The sequence below is a fragment of the Gallibacterium genomosp. 3 genome, assembly GCF_001678475.1.
Taxonomy (GTDB): domain Bacteria; phylum Pseudomonadota; class Gammaproteobacteria; order Enterobacterales; family Pasteurellaceae; genus Gallibacterium; species Gallibacterium faecale.
This window is the reverse complement of sequence record NZ_JTJR01000034.1, coordinates 34,721-48,657: the sequence shown is the minus strand read 5'-3', so window position 1 is coordinate 48,657 and position 13,937 is coordinate 34,721. Positions and strand designations below refer to the sequence as shown.

Sequence of the window (13,937 nt, the reverse complement as noted above, 5' to 3'; positions counted from 1 at the left end):
AATCCTCAATAATGAGGATTTTAAAAATAAATAACAAACAATAATGAGCTTAATTTTACCACTTGTGAATAAACCGCTTTTTCCATTCTGTTTGTTGTATAACTTTGCATTTCTATCTTTCCAGTGTAGGCACTGGAGGGGCAGTATAAAGAGTATTCCAACAAAACTCAACCGTTTTATTGGAATTATTTTTAACCAAGAATCCCTTGTAAGAAGATCCCAAAAATAATCAATGGAATAATCACACCCAAGGCTAAACGCAATAATACTAACCAACCTGAATTCGCTGCACCAAGCTGCACTTTAATCTTATCCCAACGCCACCAAGCAACAAATAAGGTTAAGAAGATCTCACCTAAAGGCATTAAGATGTTTTGCGTTAATTTGTCTAAGGCATCGAAAATGTTGTAACCAAAAATGGTATAACTACTCCAATCACCTAAAGAGAGGGAAGCCATTACCCCCAATAAGAAGAATAAGGCAAAGGAGATAATCCCAGCTTTTAAGCGATGTAATTTGAACTCATCAATCAAGAAACTCACTAGCACTTCTAATAATGAAATGGATGATGTTAATGCCGCAACCAACAACAATGCAAAGAACAAACTCGCTAATAAATGCCCCAAAGGCATACTCGCAAACACAGCTGGCATTGTAATAAAGGTTAAACCTGGACCAGCATCTGGTTCAAAGCCAAATGCAAAGACTGCCGGTAATACCATTAATCCTGATAAAATACAGGTTAATAATGTTAATAAGATCACCCAAACAGAAGAGCTAACTAATTTTGCTTCAGGTCCAACATACGAACCATAAGTAATCATAATCCCAATACCGAGTGATAAAGAGAAGAAGGCTAAACCTAATGCTTCTAACCAAGTTGTTCCGGTAATTTTGCTAAAATCAGGCAGTAAGAAAAATTTAATTCCCTCTATCGCACCAGGCAGAGAAGTTGCACGACTAATTAGCACCAACATAAGCATTAATAAAATTGGCATTAAATATTTAGAGATACGTTCTATGCCTTTTTCTACCCCTGATACCACCGTAAACAGCGTTAAAAAGCCAAAGATAAAATGATAGATTAATGGTTGCAAAGGATTGGTAATAAAATCAGTAAAAAGCTTACTGTTACTAGTTGGATCAGTAGAGTTCGCAATACCACCCGTTACCGCTTTAACAAGATAAGCAACCGTCCAGCCACCCACTACACTATAAAACGAGAGGATCAGAAATGCGACTAATACTCCCATAATGCCAATAATTGTCCATTTCTTATTGCCTAATTTACGAAATGCACCAATAGGCCCAAGATGTGTTGCTCGCCCGATTGCCATTTCTGTGGACATCAAAATTAAGCCTAGGGTTAAGCAAATAAAAAGATAAATTAATAAAAATGCTCCACCACCTTGTGTCGCAGTAACATAAGGAAATTTCCATACTGCCCCAAGACCAATTGCTGACCCTGCTGAAGCCAAAATAAAGCCCAAGCGAGATCCCCATTGTGAACGCGCCATAAAATAGTCCTCAAATGTATAAATTTATAAAGTTTTTAAAAATAGAAGCCATACCAAATCTGTGATTTGGTAAGTGCTACACGACAAATAGTAATCACTCTAAAATCTGTTTTCGCAAAAAAATCGAGTTCTCACCTTGCAGGGGAACGATAATGGCGATAGAGTTTATTTTTGCCGTCAAAATTGCGGCACATTATACCTGATAACCATCTAATTGAAATAAAAGAACAATGAAAGATAGTACTCTGATCAACCTTTTCCTTGATGATCTTTGGTTAAGTAAAAATTTATCGCAAAATACAATTGCTAGTTATCGTTCTGATTTAAAATTTTTTAGTCAATGGTTGGAACAACATCAACTTGATTTACAACAAGTGCAATATCTTGATTTACAAACTTTTCTCGGTGAACGCTTAGACTTAGGCTACAAAGCAACAAGTTACGCCAGAATGTTGAGTTCATTACGCAAACTGTTTCAATATTTATACCAAGAGAAATACCGAGCAGATAATCCTTGTGCCTTATTATCATCACCAAAATTACCTGCACGTTTACCCAAATATTTAACTGAGAGTCAGGTTACAGATCTATTGAATACACCTGCTACCGAAGATCCTTTGGAATTACGTGATAAAGCAATGCTCGAATTATTGTATGCTACGGGATTACGGGTAACGGAATTAGTTACCTTAACCACCAACAATATTAATTTACAACAAGGCGTGGTACGGATTATTGGTAAAGCCGATAAAGAACGATTGGTGCCAATGGGGGAAGAAGCTAACTATTGGGTACAACAATTTATTCTATATGGGCGTACAGTCTTATTATCTGGGCAAAGCAGCGATATTTTGTTTCCTAGCCGACGTGGTACCTTAATGACAAGGCAAACATTCTGGCATCGTATTAAACATTATGCAGTACGTGCGAATATTGATACTGATAAATTATCGCCACACGTGTTACGCCACGCGTTTGCGACTCATCTTGTCAATCATGGCGCAGATTTGCGGGTAGTTCAGATGTTGTTAGGACACAGTGATCTTTCAACCACTCAAATTTATACCCACGTTGCCAAAGAGCGATTAAAGCAATTACACGCTCGTTATCATCCTCGTGGATAAAAATAAAGGGGATTACTCATCCCCCTCTTACTAATAATCAAACCTTAATTAAACTCATCTTCGGCCCAAACGGCTCAAAATGAATAGTTTGTTGCGGACGATTTAATCCTTCTAATAATCCAATAACAGATTCCATAAATCTCACAGAACCGCATAAATAAATATCTGCATTTTCTGGTAAATGTTCTGCTAAATATTCTGCAGTAATACGTTGTTGATCTGCACTATATAATGTTGCGGCATGAATAACATTCGCTTTTGCCAAATATTGTGCTACCTCTGCTTTAAATGCTTCTGTTTCTTGATTCTTCGTTGCGTTGATCCAAACTAATGGACGTTGTGCATTTGTCGCTACTTGTGCATCTAACATCGCAAGAATTGGCGTAATACCAACACCACCACTCAATAACACCACTGGACGATCATTTTGTTCTAGTAAGAAATCACCTGCTGGGGCAGAAAGGTTAATTTTATCGCCAACTTGCACTTCATCATGTAAATAATTAGATACTACACCTGAGATACCTTCTGTACTTTCACGTTTCACCGCAAATTTTAATCCAGCACTTAAATCAACAGAACAGATTGAGTAATGACGCAATGCTAAATTATCATCTGCTTTTGGTTGGACTTGAACAGTAATATATTGACCAGCTTGGACTGTTAATCCATTTAAAATAGCATCATTTTTTACAGTAAACTCAATAATGTCATTACTTACTGCACGTTTTCCTACTACTTCAAATGGTTGGAAATCTTGCCATGCTGCTTCATCATACATTTTTTGTTCTACTTGGATGAATGCATCTGCAATCACTTGGTAAGCTTTTGCCCACGCATCAATAATTTCTGGTGTCGCTGCGTCTTGTAATACTTCTTTAATCGCAATTAATAAATGCTTACCTACGATCGCATAATGTTCTGGCTTAATCTGTAACGCTCTATGTTTATGACCAATTTGAATCACATGATTAAGAATCGCACCTAAATTATCAATATGTTTTGCCGCTGCTAATACTGTGGTCGCTAATGCTGTTGGTTGTTTACCTTGTTTTTGGTTGGTTTTATTAAAAATGTTCAACAGCTCTGGATGATCGTTAAACATATTTTTATAGAAAGTCTTAGTAATTGTTGTACCGTGTACTTCTAATGCGGGTACAGTTGCTTTAATCAAATCGATAGTTTGTTGATCTAACATATAGCCTCTCATTAACGTGTTAAAGAAAAAGAAATATTTTAAATATGGATTTATATGTTAGGAAAATCTCGGGTTGGATACAAGCAAATGCCCGATTTAACGGGCAATTTGCTCAATTCGAGGTAGGGACTTAGGTAAGAAAAGTAAAGCTAATGCAACGATGATTGCCATTCCCCAAAATGCATAACTTGCTACATAGGTATATAACACCCCTGATAATGCCGTAAGAAGCGCTACCGCAATACAACTGCTCAAACCATTATACAGTGCTTGTAATTTCGCAATATGGGTATCAGGTTGTGCTGAGATATAGCGTACTGTGGCAAAATGGGCTACTGCATAAGTTAATGCGTGAAAAGTTTGCAGTAAGGCAAGCTCAACAAATCCTGTCATTAATGGAAAACAGAGCCAACGAATTATCGCTGCACTAATACTTAACACAAATAATGCCGTAATATTCCAATTCTTAAATAGCCTAGAAGCAAAAAAGAATAATGCAACTTCAGCAATGACTGAAATTCCCCACAACCAGCTTGTGGTTTGGATACTTATGCCTTGGGAAACCCAATAAATTGTACTATACGCATAATACGCACCGTGTGATCCTTGAATTAGCGATACTGCAATTAATAAACGTAAAGTATTTGATTCTCTTAATAAATCACGATAACTAATTTTGCTATTCTCTGTTTGGACTTGAGTTGATTTAGGCAATACTGTGGGTACAGGTAATTGCACCAAAGTATATAAAATTAACAAACTGCCTAATACCCAAATAATTGCATCATTACCTAAATAATTGATTAATCCGCCAAAACAGACAACACCAATTACAAATCCTAATGAACCAGTTAAACGTACCCGCCCATAGTCTAAACCAATTTGTTGATTCCAAATGCTTGCCAAACTATCTTGTAGTGGCATACCTGCACCATTCAATACACTAAATAAACCAAACAAGATAAAAATTAGAATAAATGAATGCCAATGTAATGCACTCAGCCCCATTGCTAAAATAACAATCGCTGAACCTAATGCTAAGTGACGCAACATTGTAGGCAAATAAGCCGTATCTTTAATCCTACTAGAAAAAAAGATTCCGCCCAAAAAGCGGAATACATAAGCAAAGGCTAATAGTAAGGCAATATTTTCATCAGAATAAGATTGTGCTTGTAACCATACTGGAATTAATGGCACAAATACTCCATAAGCACAAAAATAACCAAGATAATTCAGAACCAGCCAATACTCTGAACGAACTTTGATCAAAATAATTTCTCCATTTCTTCTGCACGATCAATCGCTGCTTGCATTGCTTGTTTAATCGTTACTTCCAGTTGTTGTTGTTGGAATACATTAATTGCAGCCGCCGTAGTACCACCTTTTGAGGTCACTTGTTGTCTTAATGTTTCAATCGAAGTACGAGGATTAGCGACCACCATTTCTGCTGCACCTAATGTAGATTGTTGTACTAATAAACGAGATTGCTCTTTGCTTAATCCCATTTCAATTAAGGCTTTTTGCATACCTTCCATAAACAAGAAGAAATAAGCGGGGCTACTTCCAGATGCCGCAATAATTGTGTTGATATCGGTTTCTACATCTACCCAACAAACTTGTCCCACTGCTTCAAATAATTCTCCTGCATATCCTTTAAATTCTGGCGTTACACTGCTAGTTGCAAATAATCCCGACATTCCCTTAGAAATTAAAGCCGGTGTATTTGGCATTACTCGCACAAACTGCTTCGCCGTTGGCAAAAAACGTTGTAATGCACCTACCGAAATTCCCGCTGCAATCGAGATAATCCATTTATTACTTAGATCGAGTTGATTAAAACTCTCGCAGGCTTGCTGCATATTTTGTGGTTTTACTGCTAATAAAATTACATCCGCCTGTTGAACTGCATCTGTTGCCACCAACGTAGTAAATACACCACGCTCATTAAACGTATGATGTTTATCCAGATTGTGTTCACAAACAATAATATTTTCTACGATATACCCTTTTGCCAATAAACCAAAAACAATAGCAGTAGCCATATTGCCGCCACCAATAAAAGCAATTTTTTTTTGTTGCATAGGATTTTCTCTCTTAATCAAGTTACAATAGCTTCCGCTGTCCGCGACGTATAATAATATAAATGAAAGGAAACGCCTATGTATTGGTTTAAAAATATTCTGGTTTACCGTTTAACAAAAAAATTAGATTGGGCATTAGATGCCTTACAAAATAATCTTACTCAACACCAATTTATCCCCTGTGGCTCGACAGACCAAAGTAAATTTGGCTGGCAATCGCCTTTATCAACCAGTGAATTATTACACTTTAGTGTTGGCGGTCAGATTTTATTAGTCGCCCATCGAGAAGAAAAAATCTTACCAACTAATGTGGTTAAAGAAACATTAGAAAATCGTGTTCAAGAATTAGAAGCCGCACAACAACGCAAGCTGAAAAAAACCGAAAAACAAGCCTTAAAAGACGATGTTGTCGCCACATTATTAATGCGTGCTTTTAGTCGCCATCAACGCACAGCACTCTGGATCGATACCACACAAGATTTAATTTATATTGATGCGGCTTCTAGTAAGCGAGCTGAAGATGTATTAGCACTCTTACGCAAATCATTAGGTTCATTACCCGTGATTCCATTTGCGTTTGCTGAAGAATTACCAACTACGATGACTAACTGGTTACTGAAAGATGAATTACCACAATGGCTAACGTGTTTAGAAGAGGGAGAGTTTAAAGATCTCGATACTGGATCAACTATTCGTTGTAAAAACCAAGATCTTTATGAACAAGATATTCAAGGACATTTAACTGCTGGTAAAGTGGTCACGAAGCTGGCCTTAGATTGGGAAAATCATTTCTCTTTTGTACTTAATGAAGATGCTTCGTTAAAACGCGTAAAATTTGCCGATGTCGTGCGTGAAAAAAATGACGATATTTTAAAAGAAGATATCGAACAACGTTTTGATGCTGACTTTGTGTTAATGACGGGCGAGTTATCTTTATTAATGAAGAACTTGATTGAGCTATTAGGCGAAAAAGCGTTGCCTTAGTTGCTATAATAACTGAGGTTATAAATCTATTATCTCCTCATACACTTACTTACCTTGTCACTAATCAGGTTTTTGACACAAGTGTGAGAGGAGATCCAACCAATATTTAAAGACTTGTACTTATAGAGATTAATCAGCACGTTGGCTGTTACTTGAGTGTAAAAGTGACTTCACCTTGTTTACCGATAAATCTCACTTCCGGAGATAACTGAACCTGAAATTTATCCCTGACTTGGTTACAAATATAACGAGCTAATGCCACGACATCTTGTCCCGTTGCATTGGCTTTATTGATTAATACCAATGCTTGTTTCTCATGTACCGCTGCACCGCCAATTTGATAACCTTTTAAACTACATTGATCAATTAACCATCCAGCCGCCAATTTCACGCTACCATCTGCTTGTGGGTAATGTGGCATAGTAGGATATTGTTGATAGATTTGCTCAAATTGTGCCTTAGAGATCACAGGATTCTTAAAAAAACTGCCAGCACTGCCAATCTGTTTTGGATCAGGTAATTTACTTTGTCGAGTTAAACAAATTTGCTCGAAAACCTGTTGAGGCGTAATTTGTTCTTTAGCTAATTCAGAAAGATTGTCATAGGTTAATACTGGTCGCCAATCTTTAGCTAATTTAAAGTGTACTGCCACTACCGCATAACCATGTAAGTAACGATGTTTAAACACACTTTCTCGATAAGCAAATTCACATTCCGTCTTGTTTAAACGAAACTGGTTACCTGTTGCTAGCTCTACCACATCAACCGCTTCACAAACATCTTTCAGCTCCACGCCATACGCACCAATATTTTGTACTGGTGCTGAACCGACACATCCTGGAATTAAGGCTAAATTTTCTAAACCACCAATATTCTGTGTAACACAATATTTGACTAATTGATGCCAGTTCTCTCCAGCATTTACCTGTAAATAATGGTAATGCTCATCTTGCTGATGCTGTATCCCTTTAATGCGATTTACTACCACAATTCCAGCAAAATCCTCAACAAACAAAACATTACTTCCCTCACCTAATAATAAGATTGGGAGTTGTTGAGCTTGGGCTTTCTGCCATGTACTACATAATTCATCAATGGTTTCAATTTGTAGAATCTGCTTTGCTTGTGCGGCAACACCAAAGGTGTGATAGGGTTGTAAAGAGGTACCTAAATCCTGCATGACTTATCCAAATAAAATGATTAACCAAACTAAACCGCAAGTTACCATCGCCACAAATACAGCTGCTGATCCAAGATCCTTCGCGCGCCCGGATAGTTCGTGATACTCTTTACCGACACGATCTACAATCGCTTCTAAACCGCTATTAAGCAACTCAATAGCAAACACCATCAATACCGAAGCCACCATAATTGCAATTTCAATTTTGCTTTTTCCCAAGAAAAACGCTAATGGGATTAAAATAATTGCCGCCCCGACTTCATGGCGAAAAGCCGCTTCATACTTAAATGCTGCACGTAGCCCTTGCATCGAATATTTCGCGGCTTTAAAGAAATGTGTAAGTCCAGTATATTTCTGCATAATATTCCTTAATTGGTAATTCGTTTCGCTTCAATGACATCATCTAATTTTGCGAGTCGAGAGAGAATCTTACTTAGCATCTGTACATTATTTAATTCAATTTGCATATCAATCGTGGCTACTTGGCGTTTTGTATCGCTACGGCTACTTACCCCTAAAACGCTAACTTTTTCATTCGCCAACACCGTTGTAATATCACGTAACAACCCGTTACGGTCACTTGATATGATACGAATACCCACATGTACACCACATGAATAATTATCTCCCCAAAGGGCTTCAACAACCCTTTCTGGATTTGCTGCCTGTAATTCAGCTAATTGATCGCAATCCGAACGGTGAATGGAAATCCCGCGACCTTGTGTAATATAGCCCACAATATCATCACCAGGTATCGGCTGGCAGCAGCGTGCGATATGATGCATTAAATTACCAACACCTTCAACGACAACATGACCTTTTTTCTTCTCTTTTTGTTGTTGACTATTATTCGCTGATTTATTTGAAATATGTTTGAGAATTTCTTCATCTATTTCTTCAACAGATGGCTTTAATAACTTACTTTGTAGAAAGTTAATTAATTGATTTAATTTAATATCTCCGCCACCAATACCTGCATAAAGATCCTCTAAATTGCGTAAGTTATAACGAGGTAACGCATACTGTTCGATCTGTTTTTGGGTAAGACCAATCCGATTCATTTCACTTTCTAACATTTCGCGACCAGCCGGAATATTTTTGTCACGATCTAATTTTTTAAACCAGGCATGAATCTTTGCTCGCGCTCGTGCAGTATGCACAAAGCCTAAATTCGGATTTAACCAATCTCGACTTGGGTTGGGATTTTTCTGTGTAATTACTTCAATTTGATCACCCATCTGTAATTGGTACGTGAATGGTACGATCCGCCCTGCGACTTTCGCTCCGATACAACGATGACCAATTTCACTGTGGATAGTATAAGCAAAGTCTAATGGTGTTGATCCTGTTGGTAAATCAATTACCTCACCTTTTGGTGTAAACACATACACCCGATCATCAAACACCTGACTACGCATTTCAGCTAACACTTCGCCAGAATCAGCTAAATCATCTTGCCACGCTAAAAGTTTACGCAACCACGCAATTTTTTCTTCATAACCACTACGCCCTGCTGTTGCTCCCTCTTTGTATTTCCAGTGAGCTGCAACCCCAAGTTCGGCATCATCATGCATTTTTTGTGTACGAATTTGTACTTCAATCGGCTTGCCACCTTGCCCTAACACTACAGTATGGATCGATTGATAACCATTAGGTTTTGGATTGGCAATATAGTCATCAAACTCTTTAGGCAGGTGTTTAAAGTGGGTATGCACGATCCCCAATGCGGCATAACAATCTTGTAATTTCTGAACAATAACTCGCACTGCACGAATATCATACAGATCACCAAAGGCTAAATTTTTCTTCTGCATTTTGCGCCAAATGCTATAAATGTGCTTCGGTCGCCCATAAACCTCTACCTCACTGATACTCTCTTTTAAATAACCAGTGAGTTCTTTTACAAAGTCTTGGATATATTGTTCACGTTCTAAACGGCGTTCATGTAATTGGTTGGCAATGTGACGATATTGCGCTGGATGGAGATAACGGAAACAGTAATCCTCTAATTCCCATTTAAGTTGTCCAATCCCTAAGCGGTTAGCCAGTGGTGCATAGATATTGGAACACTCTTTGGCAGCTAAAACTTTATCCTCTTCACTAACTCGGCTATCCGCTGTGCGTAGGAAGGTAATACGTTCTGCTAATTTGATTACAACACAACGGAAATCTTCAACCATCGCTAATAGCATTCGGCGAATATTGTCGATTTGTACACTATCCGCACCACGTGAAGTATTTAATTGACGAATATTATCCATTTCAAATACACCACGTACTAAGCGTTCAATATTTTTGCCGAACTCTATTTGTAAGTCTTCTAGAGAGATAATCTGATTTTCAACTAATGGAAAGAATAACGCAGCAACGAGCGTACTTTCATCCATATTTAATTCAGTCAGAATCGAAACCATTTCAACGCTACTCGATACAATATCTTTAGCGTATTCATTTTCTGTGATTTTTGGTTCAAGATAGTGCCACGCTTTGGTAAGGGCTTCTTTAGTTCGTGGTGTAATTGCTAAAGTATTTAGCCACTCATCAAAAACAAAACCCGTTAAATTTTTTAAATGTGTTTCTCTTACTGCAACCATCTTCTCGTTCCTGTATTTGACTATCTGTCTAAATTTTCAGCAAAACCACTTTCCCGATCACATCGGAAATCTTGCTGCCCAGCATCTTCTTTGAACACTCAAAATTAGATTAAATTATTTTCTTAAAATATATCAATTCCATTGTTTAATCTAGGATCTATGGATGTTTTATTTTTTCATAAATAAATTAAAACAACCCGAAAATGAGAATAAAAAGGATAAGTAACAACTTTACTCATAATAAATTGAGTATTTTAAACCAAATATAGAAACTTAGATAATGTATCTCTCTTAGAATAAGAAAAAATGTTGTGACGAAGTCAATAAAAAATCTATCTAATCAAAATACTATACACACATTCCAGTAAGATAAGAGATAAGAGAATATTAATTACTCGGAAATATTTTAGATATAGAGATTGAATCAATACGCCAATACCAATCCAAGTAATAGTAGCTATTGTTCCAATGGTTGCGATTAACAGTCCACAAGCTAATAATACATAAAAACTTGTACTATAATCTGTAACATAGCTAGTCAGTGCAGTCACTCCAAATAGATAAATTTTTACATTCACAAATTGTAAAATAAACCCTCTTGAAAAAGAGGCTGACTTGTTAACTTCTCCTGACTCTGGCTTACTACAAGCTATATAAATCGCAAGAAAAAGGATATAAGCTGCTCCAATATATTTCATCATCAGAAATACACTAGGTAAAATAGAACTGATGCTATAAACAAAAATAACACACAAGGCTTGTACTATATAATATCCAGTAAAAATTCCTAAAAATAATGGCTTACCTTTCCGATAGCCGAAATTAGTTACTGTATTTAACGCCAAAATATTGCCTGGACCAGGAGTAAATGCATTGATAAAACAATACATTAGAAAATTACCTATTACATAAACCATCATAAAATCACCTCTCCCATTATTATAACTTGGAAGCATTTATAATAGATAATACTTATATTTTATGATTTTATATAGAATTTTCCTATGTTTAAAAATTAACTATCGGTATTTTCTAAGTGCTTCAATATAAATTTGTGCTAACTCAGATAACATTTGATTTTTATTAATAATGTATCCAATATGCATAATCTCTTGTTCATTCAATGGAATAGCAATAATCTCATCTCCATGGAGATATTTAGGAAAAATGCCACTAGAAATAGTATAACCATTTAACCCTATCATAAAATTAACTATCGCAGCCCGATCACTCACTTTAATGTTTTTCTCAGCTGGAATACTGCTGAATAATTCTTCTGAGAAATAAGCTGATTCATAATTACCTTGTACAAAACTTAATTTTGGATAGGGTTGTAAATCTTCTAAATTAACCATTGTATGATTAGCTAAAGGATGATCTTTATGTAAGAACACATGAGGAGAGGCAGAGAATAGTTTGTGAAATTCTAACCCATTCTTTTCTAATACTTTTTTTAGTATATTTCTATTTTCATTACTAATATACAGAATACCTATATCACTAAATCGATTTCTAACATCTTCAATTATTTGATATGTTGATGTTTCATTTAAAATAAATTCAAAGTGTTCTTGTCCAAAAGATTTCACTAATTCAACAAAAGCATTTGCAGTAAAAGTATAATGCTGTGTTGATACACAAAAACGTTGTTTTGGTGCTTTATTACTTTTATATTTTGACTCTAAGAGTTCCATTTGTTGCACCACTTGGCGAGCATATCCTAAAAATTCAATACCCTCTTTTGTTGGAGCGATTCCTTTACGACCTCTAGTAAAAATACAGATACCTATTTCTTGTTCTATTTCTTTAATCGCTTCAGATAAGCTAGGTTGAGATAAATATAATGTTTTAGCAGCTTCAGTTATTGAACCAACTTCAGCGACAATGAGTAAATATCTTAATTGTTGTAAAGTCATATCTCTTTTTTACCTAACTGTTTATTTAACAAACAGTACCATTGATTCCAAATGCCCTGTCTGTGGAAACATATCAATCATTGCACTTTTCACTAAACGATAGCCATTTTCTACTAAAATCTTAGCATCACGAATCAACGTAGCTGGATTACAAGACACATAAAGAATTTTTTCTGGTTGTAATTCAAGAAGATGGCTTAGTGCAAATAATGCGCCTGAACGAGGAGGATCTAATAAGACTTTATTAAACTTTTCTTTTGCCCAAATTTTATCAGCAAATGAGCTATCTAAATCCGTTTGATAAAAAGTAACATTATCCAACTGATTTCTCTGTGCATTAGCAGTCGCTTTCGTTACCATATCTACCACACCTTCTACCCCAACAACATACCCTGCTTGCTCTGCGAGCGGTAAACTAAAATTTCCCATCCCACAAAACAGATCCAAGACACGATCCTTTGCAGATAACTCTAACCAAGAGAGTGCTGTCGCCACCATCTGTTGGTTAATTGCCGCATTAATTTGAATAAAATCACGAATATCAAATTGTAATTTTAAGTTTCCTATTTGGTAATAAGGGTATTCTTCTGTCTTGGCAATCACCTGATTTTCTTGCTCACTGATAAACAGCATTAAATGATTTTGCTTCACAAACTGAGTAAGCTGTTGATTATCCTCTTCTGTCAATGCTCCCAAATGACGTAATAGCATTGCCACGCCATTATCTGCGGCAACTAATTCAATATGGCCTAACTTTTTAGGTTGTTGCCATTGTTGAAATAATGTTCGTAATGGTACAAGCAGCTGAGATAATTGCGGAACAAGAGTTGGACATTCATCAATACTTACTAACTGACTACTTTGTTGTTGGCGAAAACCAAGCTCTACTGATTTTGTTGCGGTTGAATACTGTAAGCTTAATTTGGCTCGGCGACGATAATGCCAAGCTTCATCAACAATCATTTTTTCATATTGAATCTCAGGCGAGATTTTTTGTAATTGGCGCAATAATGCGTGTTGTTTTGCCTCTCGTTGCGCTTCTATAGTGAGGTGTTGCATCTGACAACCACCACACTGAGCATACCAACGACAAATAGGCTCTTGCCTAATTGGAGAACGATTTTGCCATTTTACCGCTTTGCCAATACCATACTGCCGTTTTTCTTCTTTCACCTGAAATTGTACTTGTTCTGGTGGTAACGCATTTTCAATAAACCACGTTTTCCCCGCAATTTTGGCAATACCTAACCCTTGATAATCTACATCTTCGATTGTTGCAATCCGGTTTTTACTAGGTTGTGTTGTTTTTGTCGGCTTACGATAAAATAGGACCATAATTCAAT

Annotated in this window: 12 protein-coding genes; 2 read left to right on the top strand and 10 right to left on the bottom strand. The window is 36.5% G+C overall.

Translation table 11 applies throughout. The annotated features are described in order from the left end of the window. Window positions 1–191 precede the first annotated feature (191 nt). Window positions 192–1,517 carry a sodium-dependent transporter gene (locus QV06_RS08210; protein ID WP_065237719.1) on the bottom strand — a complete coding sequence of 442 codons (1,326 nt, stop codon included), beginning with the start codon at window positions 1,515–1,517 and terminating at the stop codon, window positions 192–194. 230 nt (window positions 1,518–1,747) lie between these two features. Between QV06_RS08210 and xerD the strand changes: the two genes are divergently transcribed. Beyond that, the gene (gene xerD, locus QV06_RS08205) at window positions 1,748–2,641 is read left to right on the top strand and encodes a site-specific tyrosine recombinase XerD (protein WP_065234421.1); all 894 of its coding nucleotides are present in this window, start codon (window positions 1,748–1,750) and stop codon (window positions 2,639–2,641) included. Window positions 2,642–2,678: 37 nt separating this feature from the next. On the opposite strand, the gene QV06_RS08200 is transcribed toward xerD, so the two are convergent. The 3 genes from QV06_RS08200 to proC form a co-directional block, all read right to left on the bottom strand. After that, window positions 2,679–3,839, bottom strand: a complete 1,161-nt coding sequence (locus QV06_RS08200; protein WP_065237718.1) for a globin domain-containing protein — start codon at window positions 3,837–3,839, stop codon at window positions 2,679–2,681. Between the two features lie 96 nt (window positions 3,840–3,935). Continuing rightward, on the bottom strand, window positions 3,936–5,105 hold the full coding sequence (locus QV06_RS08195; RefSeq protein ID WP_065237745.1) for a 3-phenylpropionate MFS transporter: 1,170 nt from the start codon (window positions 5,103–5,105) through the stop codon (window positions 3,936–3,938). Beyond that, window positions 5,105–5,920, bottom strand: coding sequence for a pyrroline-5-carboxylate reductase (gene proC, locus QV06_RS08190; protein WP_065237717.1), 816 nt, complete (start codon window positions 5,918–5,920; stop codon window positions 5,105–5,107). The genes QV06_RS08195 and proC overlap by 1 nt, the downstream gene beginning before the upstream one ends. Before the next feature lie 78 nt (window positions 5,921–5,998). On the opposite strand from proC, the gene rdgC reads away from it, so the two are divergent. After that, window positions 5,999–6,904, top strand: coding sequence for a recombination-associated protein RdgC (gene rdgC / locus QV06_RS08185; RefSeq protein WP_065237716.1), 906 nt, complete (start codon window positions 5,999–6,001; stop codon window positions 6,902–6,904). A gap of 148 nt (window positions 6,905–7,052) precedes the next feature. Here the strand turns inward: rdgC and murB are convergent, their stop codons facing one another. The 6 genes from murB to rlmD all read right to left on the bottom strand — a co-directional run bounded on the left by murB (window position 7,053) and on the right by rlmD (window position 13,929). Then, the gene (murB, locus tag QV06_RS08180; RefSeq protein WP_065237715.1) at window positions 7,053–8,084 is read right to left on the bottom strand and encodes a UDP-N-acetylmuramate dehydrogenase; all 1,032 of its coding nucleotides are present in this window, start codon (window positions 8,082–8,084) and stop codon (window positions 7,053–7,055) included. Between the two features lie 3 nt (window positions 8,085–8,087). Continuing rightward, on the bottom strand, window positions 8,088–8,444 hold the full coding sequence (locus QV06_RS08175) for a diacylglycerol kinase (RefSeq protein WP_065237714.1): 357 nt from the start codon (window positions 8,442–8,444) through the stop codon (window positions 8,088–8,090). Between the two features lie 8 nt (window positions 8,445–8,452). Further along, window positions 8,453–10,678, bottom strand: coding sequence for a GTP diphosphokinase (gene relA / locus QV06_RS08170; RefSeq protein WP_065237713.1), 2,226 nt, complete (start codon window positions 10,676–10,678; stop codon window positions 8,453–8,455). A 332-nt stretch (window positions 10,679–11,010) separates the two neighbouring features. Continuing rightward, window positions 11,011–11,598 carry a LysE family transporter gene (locus tag QV06_RS08165; protein WP_065237712.1) on the bottom strand — a complete coding sequence of 196 codons (588 nt, stop codon included), beginning with the start codon at window positions 11,596–11,598 and terminating at the stop codon, window positions 11,011–11,013. Window positions 11,599–11,697: 99 nt separating this feature from the next. Further along, window positions 11,698–12,594: a LysR family transcriptional regulator gene (locus QV06_RS08160; RefSeq protein WP_065237711.1), complete on the bottom strand. Its 897-nt coding sequence runs from the start codon at window positions 12,592–12,594 to the stop codon at window positions 11,698–11,700. A 21-nt stretch (window positions 12,595–12,615) separates the two neighbouring features. Next, a complete protein-coding gene (gene rlmD / locus QV06_RS08155) occupies window positions 12,616–13,929 on the bottom strand; it encodes a 23S rRNA (uracil(1939)-C(5))-methyltransferase RlmD (RefSeq protein ID WP_065237710.1) in 1,314 nt (437 codons plus the stop codon). Window positions 13,930–13,937: the final 8 nt, after the last annotated feature.